This window comes from Kitasatospora sp. NPDC034035, assembly GCF_055575755.1.
Window position 1 is genome coordinate 306,860 of record NZ_JBVISA010000006.1, and the last position, 14,950, is coordinate 321,809.

The following is a 14,950-nucleotide window of genomic DNA, read 5'->3' on the forward strand; positions in this document are numbered from 1 at the left end:
CATGACTGACTTCCCGGGTGCCCCGACCACTCCGTCCACTGGCCGTCTGCGCGTGCTCGCGGCGATGTCCGGCGGAGTCGACTCCGCCGTCGCCGCCGCCCGCGCCGTCGAAGCGGGGCACGAGGTGACCGGCGTCCACCTGGCGCTCTCCGCCAACCCGCAGTCCTTCCGCACCGGCGCGCGCGGCTGCTGCACCATCGAGGACTCCCGGGACGCCTGGCGAGCGGCCGACGTGATCGGCATCCCGTTCTACGTCTGGGACCTCGCCGAGCGCTTCCGCGAGGACGTCATCGACGACTTCGTCGCCGAGTACGCGGCCGGGCGCACCCCCAACCCGTGCCTGCGCTGCAACGAGAAGATCAAGTTCGCCGCGCTGCTGGACAAGGCCGTTGCCCTCGGCTTCGACGCCGTCTGCACCGGCCACTACGCCCGGATCGTCGACCTGCCGGACGGCTCGCGCGAACTCCACCGCGCGGTCGACGCCGCCAAGGACCAGTCGTACGTGCTCGGCGTCCTCGACGCCGACCAGCTCGCCCACTCCCTCTTCCCGCTCGGCGACACCACCAAGGACGTCATCCGCGAGGAGGCCGAGCGCCGCGGCCTCGCGGTCGCGAAGAAGCCGGACAGCCACGACATCTGCTTCATCGCCGACGGCGACACCCAGGGCTTCCTCGCCAAGCACCTCGGCACCGCGACCGGCGACATCCTCGACACCGACGGCACCAAGCTCGGCGAGCACGACGGTGCGTACGGCTTCACCATCGGCCAGCGCAAGGGCCTGCGCATCGGCCGCCCGGCGGCGGACGGCAAGCCGCGGTACGTCCTCGACATCTCCCCGGTGAACAACACCGTGACCGTCGGCCCGGTCGAGGGCCTCGACGTCACCGCGCTCACCGCCATCCGCCCCCGCTGGTGCGGCACCGAGCCCCTGGCCGACGGCCGCTACACCGCCCAGCTGCGCGCCCACGGCGAGGAGGTGCCGGTGGACGCCTCGGTGGTCGACGGCGAGCTCCACGTCCGCCTCGACACCCCGGCCCGCGGCATCGCCCCCGGCCAGGCCGTGGTGCTGTACGACGGCACCCGCGTCGTCGGCTCCGCCACCATCGCCACCACCGAACGCCCGGCCGTCAACGCCTGAGCACACCCGCCTGTCCCGCCCGCGCCGCCGGTTCGGGGGCGCGGGTGCGGGCGTGGGGTGGGCGGGGCCGTGGTCATCCCATTGGATGACGCCGCTGAATCCCGCGGATGACCACGGCCGGAGATTGCATTCGTCGGGCTGATTCGACGGTCCGGGCCGCAAACCTAATCTCAGGGCCATGAACCGAACCCGCCGTATCGCGGCCATCGCGGCCCTCGCCCTCGCCCTGCCCCTCCCGCCGGCCGGGGCCGCCATGGCCTCGTCGCCGTCGCTGTCGCCTTCGCTGTCGTCGCCGCCGTCCGCCACCGCGCCCGCCGCTGTCGCCGACGCCTCGACCCCGGCGGCCTCGACCCCGGCCGCCTTCCACGGCGAACTGCCCCGCCCGACCGGGCCGTACGCGGCCGGCGAGGAGGTCCTGCACCTGACCGACCGGGCCCGCACCGACCCCTGGGTACCCTCCGCCGGGCCCCGGCAGCTGACGGTGTCGATGTTCTACCCGGCCCGGCAGGACACCGGCGCGCCCGCCCCGTACATGAGCCTCGGCGAGGCGCAGGGCTTCGTGGCGACCCGGGTTCCGCCGGGGACCGGACTCCAGCCGCAGGACCTCGCGGACCTCAGGACCTACGCCTACACCGACGCGAAGGCCGCAGGCGGGAAGTTCCCGCTGGTGGTCCTCTCCCCGGGCTTCGAGAACCCCCGCGCCACACTGACCGGCCTGGCGACCGACCTGGCCGCCCACGGCTACGTCGTGGCCCTGGTCGGCCACCCCTACGAGGACTCCGGCGAGACGCTCGCCGACGGCAGCACCCCCGGATGCGCCCTGTGCGAGACCGGGGCACCGGACACGCTCCCCGACAGCCGCGCGAAGGACGTGTCGTTCGTCCTGGACCAGCTGACCGGGCACCACCCGGCCTGGCGCCTGGCCCACCTGATCGACCGCAGCCGCATCGGCATGGCCGGACACTCGATCGGCGGCGCGTCAACGCTGACGGCGATGGCCGAGGACCAGCGGATCCTCGCCGGAGTGAACATGGACGGAACGTTCTTCCCGCCGACCCCGACCGACAGCCTCAAGGGACGCTCCTTCCTCCTGCTCGGGAAGCAGAGCGACCACTCCGCCGGCAGCGGAGACCCGTCCTGGGGACAGACCTGGGCGGGCTGGGACGGCTACAAGCCCTGGCTGGCCGTCGCCGGCACGGCGCACGCCGGCTTCGCGGACATCCCCATCCTGGCCGCCGAGGCAGGCCTTCCCCTCCCCCCGGACCTGACCACCTCGCCGGAGCGCGGGATGCAGCTGACCCGGGAGTACGTCGGAGCCTTCTTCGACCGGACCCTGAAGGGAATCCACCAGCCCCTCCTCGACGGCCCCTCGGCAGCGAACCCCGAGATGCTCTTCCAGCACCCGTGATCAGCCGCCACCCAGGGCGAGTGGACAGGGGCCTCCTGCGCGCTTCGCCGCGAGAGGTGGTCTTGAGCATGAGTGACAGCGCCGGGGAGTCCCGTCCTGCTCCTACCGCCGGGCCTTCACCCGCGTGACGGATCCGGCGGCTACGATGCCCGAGGCGCACGCCCCCCGGAGAGGACGGCATGACCTTCTACGAGCAGCACCGGGACTTTATCGAGGAGTTGGAGCGGATTGCCCCGGAAGGCGTCCGGATCGAATGGTCCGGAGACACGCTGATCATGCAGGCGTCGCCGTCCAACATCCATCAGCTCAACATGGCCCAGGTGCGCAGGCAGTTCGAGCAGCACGCTCCTGACGGCTACCTCCCCAGCGAGCGGAGCGAAATCGTCAGCCCGGACGTCTCCAAGGGGCGCGAGCCGGACCTGACGTACCTGCCGGTGGAGGTCCTCTCCGGGGCGGGCAACAAGGCTCCGGCTGCGGAAGCCCTGATCGCCGTGGAGATCGTCTCACCGTCCAATCCGGGGAACGACTGGATGGACAAGCTGTACGACTACGCGGCGATGCGCATCCCGCTCTACCTCATCGTGGACCCGCGCCAGCAGACGGTGACGCTGTTCTCCGATCCGAACCACGACCGCTACCACACCCGCAGCGACCGGAAGTTCGGCGACGCGATCGGCATTCCGGAGCCGTTCGGCTTCACGCTGAGCCTGTCGGAGCTCGTTCCGTACCAGGACTGAGCTCCGGAGCCGGGCTCTACTGCACCTCGCGGTACCAGCGCCGGTGCACCAACGGCTCGACGCACAGCACCGCCGCGCCCGCGACCACGCCGACCAGCAGGGCCGCCGCGCCGCCGCCGTTCAGCAGGGCACCGACGCAGGCGGTGGCGACGGCGGCCGGCCGCAGCAGCGTCAGCGGGCCGAGGCCGATGACCATCGCCAGGGTGCCGGCGCGGAACGGCAGGGTGATGTAGGCGGCGAGCGAGAGCAGCACCGCCGCCGCGCTCAGCCGCTGGAGTTCGTACGCGCGCTGACGAGCAGCCGGTCCACCGCCACGGGGTCGAGTGCGCCGTCCCGGTCGACGGGCAGCCCGGCGACGACCCGGGCCGCGCGTCGGTCCCCGTTCTCGCGCAGCCGCCGGACGACCTCGTCGCGAGAGACCGGGAGCCGGCGGCCGTCGCACGGATCCACGGCCGTGATCAGATCGGATATCTCAAGGTGGCGCACGCGCAGCACCTCAGGGGTTGCCCGTGGTCGCCGTAATGCCGGTGAGCGGGGGCGCCGGGGCGTGATAGACCAATCAGCACTATGAATATCTGCGTTTTCTGCTCCGCGTACTCGCTCGATGACCGCTACACCGCCCCCGCCGCCGAGTTCGCCCGGCTCCTGGGGGAGGGCGGGCACACCCTGGTATGGGGCGGCTCGAACGCCGGCCTGATGGGCCTGCTGGCCGACGAGGTGAAGGCGGCCGGCGGGACGCTGGTCGGTGTCATGGTCGAGATGCTGAAGCACAAGGGCTACGTCGGCGCCGACGAGCTGGTCATGACCGGCGACCTGGCCGAGCGGAAGGCCGAGCTGGCGGCCCGGGCGGACGCGATCGTCGTCCTGGTGGGCGGGCTGGGCACGCTGGACGAGGTCACCGAGGTGCTGGAGCTCAAGAAGCACGGGATGTTCGAGAAGCCGGTGGTCGTCCTGGACACCGAGGGCTTCTACTCGGGCCTGCGGACGCAGTTGGAGCGGATGGACGCCGAGGGCTTCCTGCCCCGGCCGCTCGCCGAGCTGATCACCTTCGCCGACACGCCCGCCGAGGTTTTTGCGCAGCTCAAGGCCTGAGAGGATCGGAGCCATGGCTGCACATCTGATCACCGGCGCCGGCTCCGGCATCGGCGCCGTCCTGGCCGGGAAGCTCGCCGAGCGCGGGGACGACCTCTGGCTACTGGCCCGCGACGCCCGCCGCGCCGCCGAGCTGCGGGAGCGCTTCCCCGGGGCGAAGACCCTGGTCGGCGACCTCGGCGACCCGGCCAAGCTGTCCTGGGCCTTCGGGCACCAGGCGCTGCCGATCGAGCTGGACTCCCTGCTGCACGTCGCGGGCGTCGTCGAGCTGGGCACGGTCGGCGACCTGCCGGTGAAGGCCTGGCAGGAGACGCTGAACGTCAACCTGGTCGCCCCCGCCGAGCTGACCCGCCTCCTGCTGCCCTCCCTCCGCCTCGTCAAGGGCCACGTGGTCTTCGTCAACTCCGGTGCGGGCCTGAACGCCCACGCCGAGTGGTCGGCGTACGCGGCCGGCAAGCACGGCCTGAAGGCGCTGGCCGACTCGCTGCGCGCCGAGGAGCACGCGGGCGGCGTCCGGGTCACCTCGGTCTACCCCGGCCGCACCGCCACCGCGATGCAGGTCAAGGTGCACCAGCAGGAGGGCAAGGAGTACGACGCCGAGCGCTGGATCGAGCCCGAGTCCGTGGCCAAGGCGGTCCTGGCCGCCCTGGACACCTCCCGGGACGCGGAGATCACGGACATCACCGTCCGCCCCGGGTACTGACCGACCCGGCAGGCGCCGCGCACTAGGCTCGGACGGGTGAGCACTCCCCACCCCTTCCCCGACCTGCGCGGCGCCGCCACCGGTGTCGGCTCGCTGCCCGGTGTCGACGCCCGTGAGGCCGCCAAGACGGCCACCGGCGCGTTGGAGCACCTGCCGTTCCTGCCCGAGCTGCCCGCGCGCGGCCCCGGCGCCGACATGATCGGGCGCGGAGCCGGTTTCCTCGTCGAGCTGTTCGCGCAGACCGAGCCCAGCGGCTGGCGGTTCACCGACCGGCCCGGCCGGGACACCAAGCGCGCCCACTCCTGGCTCGGCGAGGACCTGGACGCCCTGGAGGAGTTCACCCAGGGCTACCAGGGCGCGCTGAAGGTCCAGGCCGTCGGCCCGTGGACGCTGGCGGCGAGCATCGAGCTGAAGTACGGCGAGAAGGCGCTCTCCGACCACGGCGCGTGCCGGGACATCGCCGGCTCGCTCACCGAGGGCCTGCGCCGCCACCTCGCGGACGTCCGCAAGCGCGTACCCGGTGCCCAGGTGGTCCTCCAGCTCGACGAGCCCTCGCTGCCCGCCGTCCTGACCGGCTCGGTGAAGACCGCCAGCGGCTTCCAGCGGCTGCGCGCCGTGGACCGGCAGGTGGCCGAGGAGGTGCTGCGGGAGGTGATCACCAACCTCGACGCGCCGGTCGTGGTGCACTCCTGCGCCCCCGAGGTCCCGATCCCGCTGCTGCGCCGCGCCGGGGTGGCCGGCGTCTCCCTCGACTTCGCGCTCCTCACCGAGCGGTCCGACGACGACCTCGGCGAGGCCGTGGAGGCGGGCACGATGATCCTCGCCGGTGTCGTCCCCTCCACTGACCAGGCGGTGTCCGACCCGGCCGGTAGTGTCCAGGGTGTCAGGACCTTGTGGCGCAGGCTCGGGTTCGCCCCGGAGCTGCTGGGCCGTCGCGTGCTGGTGACGCCGACCTGCGGGCTGGCCGGGGCCTCCCCGGCGTACGCGCGCAAGGCGCTGTCCCAGAGCGTGCGGGCGGCGCAGAGCCTGGTGGACAACCCGGAATGAGAACGTAGGAGGGCTTGCGGTGACGGCTGTCGAGGGCAAGGACGTCCCGGCGGAGGTACGGCGGCGGCACGCCGAGCTGGCGCAGGAGGTCACCGACCACCGCGTCCGGTACTACGAGCAGGACGCGCCGGTCGTCACCGACTCCGAGTTCGACGCCCTGATGCGCGAGCTGGAGGCGCTGGAGGCCGAGCACCCGGCCCTGGCCACCCCGGATTCGCCCACCCAGAAGGTCGGCGGCGCCCCCACCGAGCTGTTCGCCGAGGTGGAGCACCGCGAGCGCCTCCTCAGCCTCGACAACGCGATGGACGACGAGGAGCTCGCCGCCTGGGCCGAGCGCGTCGCGAGCGAGCTGCACGGCATCGACTACCACTACCTGTGCGAGCTCAAGGTGGACGGCCTGGCCGTCAACCTCACCTACGAGAACGGCCAGTTGGTGCAGGCGGCGACGCGCGGTGACGGCCGGGTGGGCGAGGACATCACCGCCAACGTCCGCACCATCAAGGAGATCCCGCACCAACTCAAGGGCGACGACATCCCCGAGCTGGTGGAGATCCGCGGCGAGGTCTACTTCCCGACCGAGGCCTTCGAGGCGCTCAACGCCTCGTTCGTGGCGGAGAACGAGCGCCGCCGCCTGGAGAACGAGGAGCGCGCCAAGGAGGGCAAGCGGCCCCGGGCGATGATCCGGCTGTTCATGAACCCCCGCAACGCCGCCGCCGGTTCGCTGCGCCAGAAGGACCCGCTGGTCACCGCTTCCCGCCCGCTGCACATGGTGGTGCACGGCATCGGCGCCCGGATCGGCTTCGACATCGACAACCAGTCGCACGCCTACCGACTGCTGCACGACTGGGGCCTGCCCACCGCCCGGCACAACAAGGTGGTGAAGACCCTCGACGAGGTGCGGGCCTTCATCGGGCACTTCGGCGAGCAGCGTCACTCGGTCGAGCACGAGATCGACGGCGTCGTGGTCAAGGTGGACGAGATCGCCCTGCAGGGCCGGCTCGGCGCCACCTCCAAGTCCCCGCGCTGGGCGATCGCCTGGAAGTACCCGCCGGAGGAGGTCACCGGCAGGCTCGCCCAGATCCGGGTCGGCATCGGCCGCACCGGCCGGGCGACGCCGTTCGCGGTGCTGGCCGAGCCGGTGAAGGTGGCCGGTTCGATGGTGCAGTACGCGACGCTGCACAACCAGCAGGTCGTCAAGGCCAAGGGCGTGCTGCTGGGCGACACGATCGTGCTGCGCAAGGCCGGTGACGTGATCCCGGAGATCCTCGGCCCGGTGGAGAACCTGCGGGACGGCACCGAGCAGGAGTTCGTGATGCCCTCGCACTGCCACGAGTGCGGGGCGGAGCTGCGCCCGATGGCCGAGGGGGACATCGATCTGCGCTGCCCCAACGCCCAGTTCTGCCCGGCACAGATCCGGGAGCGGATCGCCTTCCTGGGCGGCCGTTCCTCGCTGGACGTCGAGGGCCTCGGCTACGTCGCGGCCACCGCGCTGACCCAGCCGCTGGAGCCGACGGAGGCGCCGGTGCGGGACGAGGGTGACATCTTCGGGCTGACGATGGAGCAGCTGCTGCCGATCCAGGTGCTGGTGCGCGACCAGAAGACCGGCATGCCCAAGCTGGACGACCGGACCGGCAAGGAGAAGAAGGCCACCTTCTTCGCCAACCAGAAGGGCGAGCCCAAGAAGACCGCCGCAATCCTGCTGGAGAACCTCGAGAAGGTGAAGGAACGTCCGCTCTGGCGGTTCCTCAACGGTCTCTCGATCCGGCACGTGGGGCCGGTCGCGGCCCAGGAGCTGGCCCGGGAGTTCCGCGACCTGGACCGGATCTTCTCGGCCACCGAGGAGGAGCTGGCCGCGGTCGAGGGGGTCGGGCCGATCATCGCCCGGTCGGTGGTCGAGTGGTACCAGGAGGAGTGGCACCGGCAGATCCTGGAGAAGTGGCGTGCCGCGGGTGTCCGCTTCGTCGAGGAGTTCGCGGACGAGGAGGAGGCGGAGCGCCCGCTGGAGGGTCTGACCGTCGTGGTGACCGGCACCCTGGCCGGCCACACCCGGGACGGCGCCAAGGAGGCGCTGACCTCGCGCGGAGCGAAGGTGACCGGTTCGGTTTCGAAGAAGACCGATTTTGTGGTCGCTGGTGACAACCCAGGGTCCAAGTACGACAAGGCTGTTCAGCTCGGACTGCCGGTCCTGGACGACGCGGGCTTCGCCGCACTGCTGGCCGGCGGACCGGCCGCCGCCCGCGCCCACCTGGGACTTCCGGAGCCGGAGGAGGCCGCCGAGCCGTCGGAGGCGCCCGCCGAGGGCTGACCCGGGGCCGACCCGAGCGGCGGGTGGCCGAATCCGTGTTGTTATCGTCCTGATGCAACGTCACCGGGTGCCGTGCAGTGAAAGCGGGCATTGTGTCACTGTGTGACACTCGGGCGGGTCAGCGCGTTTCCGGTTGTCCGAAAGTCTGCCCACCGGGTGGACCCCGGCATACCCTGGAGCGCAACAGAATGTCAGCAGGGGTGGGGGCACCGGCTGTGCCGGTGCTCCTCGGGGTCGCTCCATGCCCGGCAGCTGTCGGTACCGGCACGGTGCCTCACCGTAAGGCGGCCTGACGGGGCGGGCCCGACGGAGGACAGGGCTTATGGATCGTACGACCGGCGGTGCGCCCACACGCCCGCCGCAGGGGGTGGCAGGTGCGGTCCTGCTGCTCGGCGTGCTGCTGGCCGGAGCTGCGCCGCTCATCCCGCTGGCCGTCCTGGTCTACCGGTACGAACCCGAGCTGCTGCCGCTGTTCGCGGTGCCCCTGGCCGTGCTGGTCGCGGCCTGGCGGATCGCCCGGGACCGCGCCCGCGACCAACTGACCGACCCGCTGACGGACCTGCCCAACCGTCAGGCCCTCCTGCTGGCCGCCCAGGAGGCGATCGCCGAATGCGACCCGGGCTTCAGCGTCGGTCTCATCCTGCTTGACCTCGACCGCTTCCGATCACTCAATGACACACTTGGTCATACGGCCGGTGACCGCCTGCTGGTTCACATTTCCCGCCGACTGCACCGCGCGCTGCGCTCCGGCGGACCGGCCGGCAGCGCCACCCGGGAGTCCATCGACGACGTCTTCGCCGGGCTGCCCCGGCACTACCGGCGCGGCCGCCCGATGGTGGCCCGGATGGGCGGCGACGAGTTCGCCGTCCTGCTGCCCGGCATCAACTGCCCGGACAGCCTGGAACGTGTCGCCAAGGCACTGATCGCCGAACTGGCCGCCCCGATCCGGCTGGACGGGCTGCTGCTCGTCCTGGAGGCCAGCGCCGGCGTCTGCGTCTACCCGCAGCACGCCCAGGACGCCGAGTCGCTGCTGCGCCGCGCGGACGTCGCGATGGGCCACGCCCAGCGCGGCTGCAGCGGCGTCGCCCAGTACGACGAGACCCAGGACGCCGACACCCCCTACCGGATCGGACTGCTCGGGGACCTGCGCCGGGCCCTGGAGACCGGCGAGGTACAGCTGCACTACCAGCCGAAAGTGGCCTTCGACGGCCGGGTGGTCGGCCTGGAGGCCCTGCTGCGCTGGGACCGCCCCGGCCAGGGCCGGGTCTCGCCGGACGAGTTCGTCGGGCTCGCCGAGTCCAGCGGCCTGATGCCCCGGCTCACCGACTACGTGCTGGAGGCCGCGGTCGGCCAGCTCGCCTACTGGCGCGACCAGGGGCTGCAGGTGCAGGTCGCGGTCAACGTCTCGCCGCGGGACGTGCTCAACCCCGGCTTCGCCCAGCGCGTCGCCGGCCACCTCGTGCGCCACCAGGTGCCGGCCCACGCGCTCCAGCTGGAGATCACCGAGCGGCTGCTGCTGGACGACTCCCGGCGGGCCGCCGACACCCTCGCCGAACTGCGCGGCTACGGCGTGGGGATGTCCCTGGACGACTTCGGCACCGGGCACTCCTCGCTGGTGCGGCTGCGCAGCCTGCCCGTCGGCGAGCTGAAGATCGACCGCTCCTTCGTCTCCCGCATGGTCATCGACGACCACGACGCGGCGGTGGTGCGCTGCTCGGTGGAGCTCGCCCACTCGCTGGGCCTGACCGTGGTCGCCGAGGGCGTCGAGGACGACGAGACCTGGGAGCGGCTGCACTGCATGGGCGTGGACGCCGTCCAGGGCTGGCTGGTGTCGGCCGCGATGCCGGCCGAGCAGGCCACCGCCTGGCTGCTGGTGCACCGCACCGGCGCCCCGCCGGTGGAGCGACTGGGCGCGCCGCCCCAGCTGCGCGCCGGCTTCCAGTCGGTCCAGGGCATGCCGGTCCAGGGCAAGCCGATCGTCCAGCCGGCCATCCCGCCCGTGCTGCCGCCGACGCTCCCGCCCGTGCTGCCGCCGGTGATGCCCCCCGTGCTGCCGCCGGTGGTCCAGGCGGCGCAGGCCGCGCAGATGGAGATCAAGGCGCCGAGCGCGCAGAGTTGGGCCCGCTTCCGGTCGCAGTGACGGACGCGGCGGTGGGGGCGCCGGCTCGGCGGTGACGGGCGCCGCGGCTCACTCGTTGGCCGGTGGCCGGGCCGGGCCCCATAGGATGGGTCCAAAGACCATGAGGACGGAGCGCCGAACCCGGCTGCTCCTGCCCGGGCCCGGCACCGCCCGCAAGGCACCGCCGGGTCTCACCAGAACTCACCCTGAGGATCGCTGCATGCCTGGCATCACGCGCGAGGAGGTCGCCCACCTCGCCCGGCTGTCGCGTCTTGAGCTGAAGCCCGAAGAGCTGGACCACTTCGCCGAGCAGCTCGACGTGATCATCGGCGCGGTCGCCCGCGTTTCCGAGGTCGCCGGACAGGACGTCCCGCCGACCTCCCACCCGCTGCCGCTGACCAACGTCATGCGCGCGGACGAGGTGCGGCCCTCGCTCACCCCGGAGCAGGCGCTGTCCGGCGCCCCCGCCGCCGAAGAGCAGCGTTTCCGTGTGCCGCAGATCCTCGGGGAGGACTGACCGAGATGACCGAGCTGATTCGCTACACCGCCGCCGAGACCGCGGGCGCCATCGCCAAGGGCGAGGTGTCCGCCGTCGAGGTCGCGCAGGCGCACCTGGACCGCATCGAGGCCGTCGACAAGAAGGTCAACGCCTTCCTGCACGTCGACACCGAGGGCGCGCTGGCCGCCGCCAAGGCCGTCGACGAGAAGCGCGCCAAGGGCGAGGAGCTGGGCCCGCTGGCCGGCGTCCCGCTCGCGCTGAAGGACGTCTTCACCACCAAGGGCGTCCCCACCACCTGCGGCTCCAAGATGCTCGAGGGCTGGATCCCGCCGTACGACGCCACGCTGACCTCCCGTCTCAAGGACGCCGGCGTCGTCATCCTCGGCAAGACCAACATGGACGAGTTCGCGATGGGCTCCTCCACCGAGAACTCCGCCTACGGCCCGACCGGCAACCCGTGGGACCTCACCCGCATCCCCGGCGGCTCCGGCGGCGGTTCGGCCGCCGCGCTGGCCGCCTTCGAGGCCCCGCTGGCGATCGGCACCGACACCGGCGGCTCGATCCGCCAGCCCGGCGCCGTCACCGGCACCGTCGGCGTCAAGCCGACCTACGGCTCGGTGTCCCGCTACGGCCTGGTCGCCTTCTCCAGCAGCCTGGACCAGGGCGGCCCGTGCGCCCGCACCGTGCTGGACGCGGCGCTGCTGCACGAGGCCATCGCCGGGCACGACCCGCTGGACTCCACCTCGATCGACGCGCCGGTCCCGGCCGTGGTCGAGGCCGCGAAGATGCGCGACGTCCGCGGCATGCGGATCGGCGTCGTCAAGGAGTTCGCCGGCGAGGGCTACCAGGCCGGCGTGATGGAGCGCTTCAACCAGTCGGTGGAGCTGCTGCGCGAGCTGGGCGCCGAGGTCGTCGAGGTCTCCTGCCCGTCGTTCACCCTGGCACTGCCGGCGTACTACCTGATCGCGCCGAGCGAGTGCTCCTCCAACCTGGCCCGCTTCGACGCGATGCGCTACGGCCTGCGGGTCGGCGACGACGGCACCCGCTCGGCCGAGGAGGTCACCGCGCTGACCCGTGAGGCCGGCTTCGGCGACGAGGTCAAGCGCCGCATCATCCTGGGCACCTACGCCCTCTCCTCGGGCTACTACGACGCCTACTACGGCTCGGCCCAGAAGGTCCGCACGCTCATCTCGCGGGACTTCGACGCGGCCTTCGCCGGCGTGGACGTGCTGGTCTCGCCGACCACGCCGACCACCGCCTTCCCGATCGGCGAGCGCGCCGACGACCCGATGGCGATGTACCTGGCCGACCTGTGCACGATTCCGTCGAACCTGGCGGGCAACGCGGCCATGTCGCTGCCGGTCGGCCTGGCGCCGGAGGACAATCTCCCGGTCGGCCTGCAGATCATCGCACCCGCGATGGCGGACGACCGCCTGTACCGCGTGGGCGGCGCCGTCGAGGCCGCACTCAACGACAAGTGGGGGCACACCCTGCTGGAGGAGGCACCGGCACTGTGAGCAAGATCGAGAAGGCGAAGGCCCAGTCGACTTCCTTGAAGGGCTTCAAGCACTCGAAGCCCGGCCTGTGGCTGTCCATCGGCACCAGCGCCTTCGGCGCGGTCTCCATCGCCAAGGACGTCCGCAAGGCCCGCGAGGAGAGCGACACCCTCAAGCTGGTCAACGCCCTGGTCGGCGCCGCCGCGCTGATCACCGGCACCGCCCTGCTGGTGCGCGAGCTGCGCCGGCTGGGCTCCGACGACGTGCTGCTGGGCTGAGCCGAGCGCCCAGGCCCGGCCCCGCGCGAGCGGCGGCCGGGCCCGTACCTCCCGAGTCTTTAGTTGAGAAGGGACGCTGTGAGCGTCATGACCCTGGTCTCCTACGAGGACGCTCTGGCGTCGTACGACCCGGTGATGGGCCTTGAGGTCCACGTCGAGCTCGGTACCAAGACCAAGATGTTCTGCGGCTGCTCGACCGAGCTGGGCGCCGAGCCGAACAGCCAGACCTGCCCGACCTGCCTGGGCCTGCCGGGCTCGCTGCCGGTGGTCAACGCGGTCGGCGTGGAGTCGGCCGTCAAGATCGGCCTGGCGCTGAACTGCGACATCGCCGAGTGGTGCCGGTTCGCCCGGAAGAACTACTTCTACCCGGACATGCCCAAGAACTTCCAGACCTCGCAGTACGACGAGCCGATCGCCTTCAACGGCTACCTCGACGTGCAGCTCGAGGACGGCTCGACCTTCCGCGTGGAGATCGAGCGCGCCCACATGGAGGAGGACACCGGCAAGTCCAGCCACGTCGGTGGCGCGACCGGCCGCATCCACGGCGCCACCCACTCGCTGCTCGACTACAACCGGGCCGGCATCCCGCTGATCGAGATCGTCACCAAGCCGATCGAGGGGGCCGGCGAGCGCGCCCCCGAGGTCGCCAAGGCGTACGTCGCCGAGCTGCGCGAGGTCATCCGCTCCCTCGGCGTCTCCGAGGCCCGGATGGACAAGGGCCAGATGCGCTGCGACGTCAACCTGTCGCTGCGCCCGAACGGCACCGAGAAGTTCGGCACCCGCTCGGAGACCAAGAACGTCAACTCGCTGCGCAGCGTGGAGCGGGCCGCCCGGTACGAGATCCGTCGGCACGCCACCGTGCTGAGCGACGGCGGCACCATCGTCCAGGAGACCCGTCACTTCCACGAGGACGACGGCAGCACCACCTCGGGCCGGATCAAGGACAACGCCGAGGACTACCGCTACTTCCCCGAGCCGGACCTGGTGCCGGTGGCCCCCGCCCGCGCGTGGGTCGAGGAGCTGCGCGCCGCCCTGCCCGAGCTGCCGCGGGTGCGCCGCGCCCGGCTGCAGGCCGAGTGGGGGCTGTCCGACAAGGACATGCAGTCCGTCCTCAACGCCGGTGCGGTGGGGCCGATCCAGGAGACCATCGCGGCCGGTGCCCCGGCCGACCAGGCCCGCAAGTGGTGGATGGGCGAGCTGGCCCGCCGTGCCAACGAGACCGGCACCGAGCTGAGCGAGCAGCCGATCACCCCGGTGCAGGTCGCCCGGGTCGCCGCGCTGGTCGCCGAGGGCAAGCTGAACGACAAGCTGGCCCGCCAGGTCATCGAGGGTGTGCTGGCCGGCGAGGGCGAGCCGGACGAGATCGTCGAGAAGCGCGGCCTGGCCGTGGTCTCGGACGACTCCGCGCTGGGCGCCGCCGTCGACCAGGCGATCGCCGAGAACGAGGGGATCGCCGCCAAGATCCGCGACGGCAAGGTCCAGGCCGTGGGCGCGCTGGTCGGCGCGGTCATGAAGGCCACCCGCGGCCAGGCCGACGCCGCCCGCGTGAAGGACCTGATCCTCGAGAAGCTGGGCGTGGAAGGACAGTAAGCACAGCCTGGAGAAGCCGGGCGGCTCCGCCTGAGCGGCTTCTTCCCAGGGCACCTAGGCTGTCGACCCTTCCTTCCTAAGGCGCCTAAGGCATCTAAGGCCCTCTAAGTAAGGTCTAAGGCCCGGTCTCACCCCCGTAATGGGGTGAGGCCGGGCCTTAAACCTTTCCCGGCGCCCGATCTAAGGCCTCCGGGCCCCCGAAGATCGGGCACGCTCCCGATGCCGCACCCCCCACTGGGAGAGGAAGCTCTTACCTGTCAGCAAGACAGCAGTGAGAACCCACAAAGGGGACCTGAAGTGATCGAGTACCAGACCTTCCAGCAACACGCCCACGAGCTCGTGGCCCGCGCCGAGCACGAGCGCCTGGTGCGCGAGGCCAAGGAGGCACGCCGCCTGCGGCAGCGTCCGGTGGCCACCCGCTTCCAGCGGCGCCCCGTGCGTCAGCCCGAATGCTGACGGTGCGGCACCAGGGCGGTGCCGACGGAGTTACGGAGGGGGAGACGCTGCGAGTGAGCGTCTCCCCCTCCGGGCGTTCGCC

At 71.9% G+C, this 14,950-nt stretch carries 14 protein-coding genes and 1 pseudogene; 13 read left to right on the forward strand and 2 right to left on the reverse strand.

The features are described from left to right. Position 1 precedes the first annotated feature (1 nt). The 3 genes from mnmA (at position 2) to ACZ52J_RS11620 (ending at position 3,283) form a co-directional block, all read left to right on the forward strand. Positions 2-1,138: a tRNA 2-thiouridine(34) synthase MnmA gene (gene mnmA, locus ACZ52J_RS11610; RefSeq protein ID WP_465617734.1), complete on the forward strand. Its 1,137-nt coding sequence runs from the start codon at positions 2-4 to the stop codon at positions 1,136-1,138. 178 nt (positions 1,139-1,316) lie between these two features. Further along, positions 1,317-2,546 carry an alpha/beta hydrolase family protein gene (locus ACZ52J_RS11615; RefSeq protein ID WP_465617736.1) on the forward strand — a complete coding sequence of 410 codons (1,230 nt, stop codon included), beginning with the start codon at positions 1,317-1,319 and terminating at the stop codon, positions 2,544-2,546. A 179-nt stretch (positions 2,547-2,725) separates the two neighbouring features. Beyond that, positions 2,726-3,283, forward strand: coding sequence for a Uma2 family endonuclease (locus ACZ52J_RS11620; protein ID WP_465617738.1), 558 nt, complete (start codon positions 2,726-2,728; stop codon positions 3,281-3,283). 16 nt (positions 3,284-3,299) lie between these two features. Here ACZ52J_RS11620 and ACZ52J_RS11625 read toward each other — a convergent pair whose 3' ends face one another. Beyond that, positions 3,300-3,536 carry a hypothetical protein gene (locus ACZ52J_RS11625; protein WP_465617740.1) on the reverse strand — a complete coding sequence of 79 codons (237 nt, stop codon included), beginning with the start codon at positions 3,534-3,536 and terminating at the stop codon, positions 3,300-3,302. Between the two features lie 11 nt (positions 3,537-3,547). Next, complete coding sequence (locus ACZ52J_RS11630) at positions 3,548-3,769, reverse strand: P-loop NTPase family protein (protein WP_465617742.1); 222 nt, start codon at positions 3,767-3,769, stop codon at positions 3,548-3,550. Between the two features lie 81 nt (positions 3,770-3,850). On the opposite strand from ACZ52J_RS11630, the gene ACZ52J_RS11635 reads away from it, so the two are divergent. From ACZ52J_RS11635 to ACZ52J_RS11680, 10 genes and pseudogenes are all read left to right on the forward strand, one after another. Then, positions 3,851-4,375: an LOG family protein gene (locus ACZ52J_RS11635; protein ID WP_465617744.1), complete on the forward strand. Its 525-nt coding sequence runs from the start codon at positions 3,851-3,853 to the stop codon at positions 4,373-4,375. A gap of 13 nt (positions 4,376-4,388) precedes the next feature. Then, a complete protein-coding gene (locus tag ACZ52J_RS11640) occupies positions 4,389-5,078 on the forward strand; it encodes an SDR family oxidoreductase (protein ID WP_465617746.1) in 690 nt (229 codons plus the stop codon). 36 nt (positions 5,079-5,114) lie between these two features. Further along, positions 5,115-6,125 (forward strand): methionine synthase, encoded by a 1,011-nt coding sequence (locus ACZ52J_RS11645; protein ID WP_360498771.1) that lies wholly within the window; start codon positions 5,115-5,117, stop codon positions 6,123-6,125. Between the two features lie 19 nt (positions 6,126-6,144). Beyond that, a complete protein-coding gene (ligA, locus tag ACZ52J_RS11650; RefSeq protein ID WP_465617748.1) occupies positions 6,145-8,430 on the forward strand; it encodes an NAD-dependent DNA ligase LigA in 2,286 nt (761 codons plus the stop codon). Positions 8,431-8,815: 385 nt separating this feature from the next. Further along, a pseudogene (locus ACZ52J_RS11655) lies at positions 8,816-10,570 on the forward strand (putative bifunctional diguanylate cyclase/phosphodiesterase); the annotation flags it as partial. A gap of 199 nt (positions 10,571-10,769) precedes the next feature. Further along, entirely contained in the window at positions 10,770-11,066 is a 297-nt protein-coding gene (gene gatC, locus ACZ52J_RS11660; RefSeq protein ID WP_030057414.1) for an Asp-tRNA(Asn)/Glu-tRNA(Gln) amidotransferase subunit GatC, read from the forward strand. 5 nt (positions 11,067-11,071) lie between these two features. Beyond that, entirely contained in the window at positions 11,072-12,565 is a 1,494-nt protein-coding gene (gene gatA / locus ACZ52J_RS11665; RefSeq protein WP_465617750.1) for an Asp-tRNA(Asn)/Glu-tRNA(Gln) amidotransferase subunit GatA, read from the forward strand. Continuing rightward, positions 12,562-12,822, forward strand: coding sequence for a hypothetical protein (locus ACZ52J_RS11670; protein WP_360498777.1), 261 nt, complete (start codon positions 12,562-12,564; stop codon positions 12,820-12,822). Before gatA ends, ACZ52J_RS11670 begins: the two co-directional genes overlap by 4 nt. 87 nt (positions 12,823-12,909) lie before the next feature. Then, positions 12,910-14,412: an Asp-tRNA(Asn)/Glu-tRNA(Gln) amidotransferase subunit GatB gene (gatB, locus tag ACZ52J_RS11675; protein WP_465617789.1), complete on the forward strand. Its 1,503-nt coding sequence runs from the start codon at positions 12,910-12,912 to the stop codon at positions 14,410-14,412. A gap of 297 nt (positions 14,413-14,709) precedes the next feature. Then, positions 14,710-14,868: a hypothetical protein gene (locus ACZ52J_RS11680; protein WP_360498779.1), complete on the forward strand. Its 159-nt coding sequence runs from the start codon at positions 14,710-14,712 to the stop codon at positions 14,866-14,868. Positions 14,869-14,950: the final 82 nt, after the last annotated feature.

What these genes read in the sequence shown, in the direction of transcription:
- gatB (WP_465617789.1), top strand. Translation starts at nt 12,910, where the DNA reads ATGACCCTGGTCTCCTACGAGGACGCTCTGGCGTCGTACGACCCGGTG.
- ACZ52J_RS11640 (WP_465617746.1), top strand. Translation starts at nt 4,389, where the DNA reads ATGGCTGCACATCTGATCACCGGCGCCGGCTCCGGCATCGGCGCCGTC.
- ACZ52J_RS11635 (WP_465617744.1), top strand. Translation starts at nt 3,851, where the DNA reads ATGAATATCTGCGTTTTCTGCTCCGCGTACTCGCTCGATGACCGCTAC.
- ACZ52J_RS11620 (WP_465617738.1), top strand. Translation starts at nt 2,726, where the DNA reads ATGACCTTCTACGAGCAGCACCGGGACTTTATCGAGGAGTTGGAGCGG.
- gatA (WP_465617750.1), top strand. Translation starts at nt 11,072, where the DNA reads ATGACCGAGCTGATTCGCTACACCGCCGCCGAGACCGCGGGCGCCATC.
- gatC (WP_030057414.1), top strand. Translation starts at nt 10,770, where the DNA reads ATGCCTGGCATCACGCGCGAGGAGGTCGCCCACCTCGCCCGGCTGTCG.
- ACZ52J_RS11615 (WP_465617736.1), top strand. Translation starts at nt 1,317, where the DNA reads ATGAACCGAACCCGCCGTATCGCGGCCATCGCGGCCCTCGCCCTCGCC.
- mnmA (WP_465617734.1), top strand. Translation starts at nt 2, where the DNA reads ATGACTGACTTCCCGGGTGCCCCGACCACTCCGTCCACTGGCCGTCTG.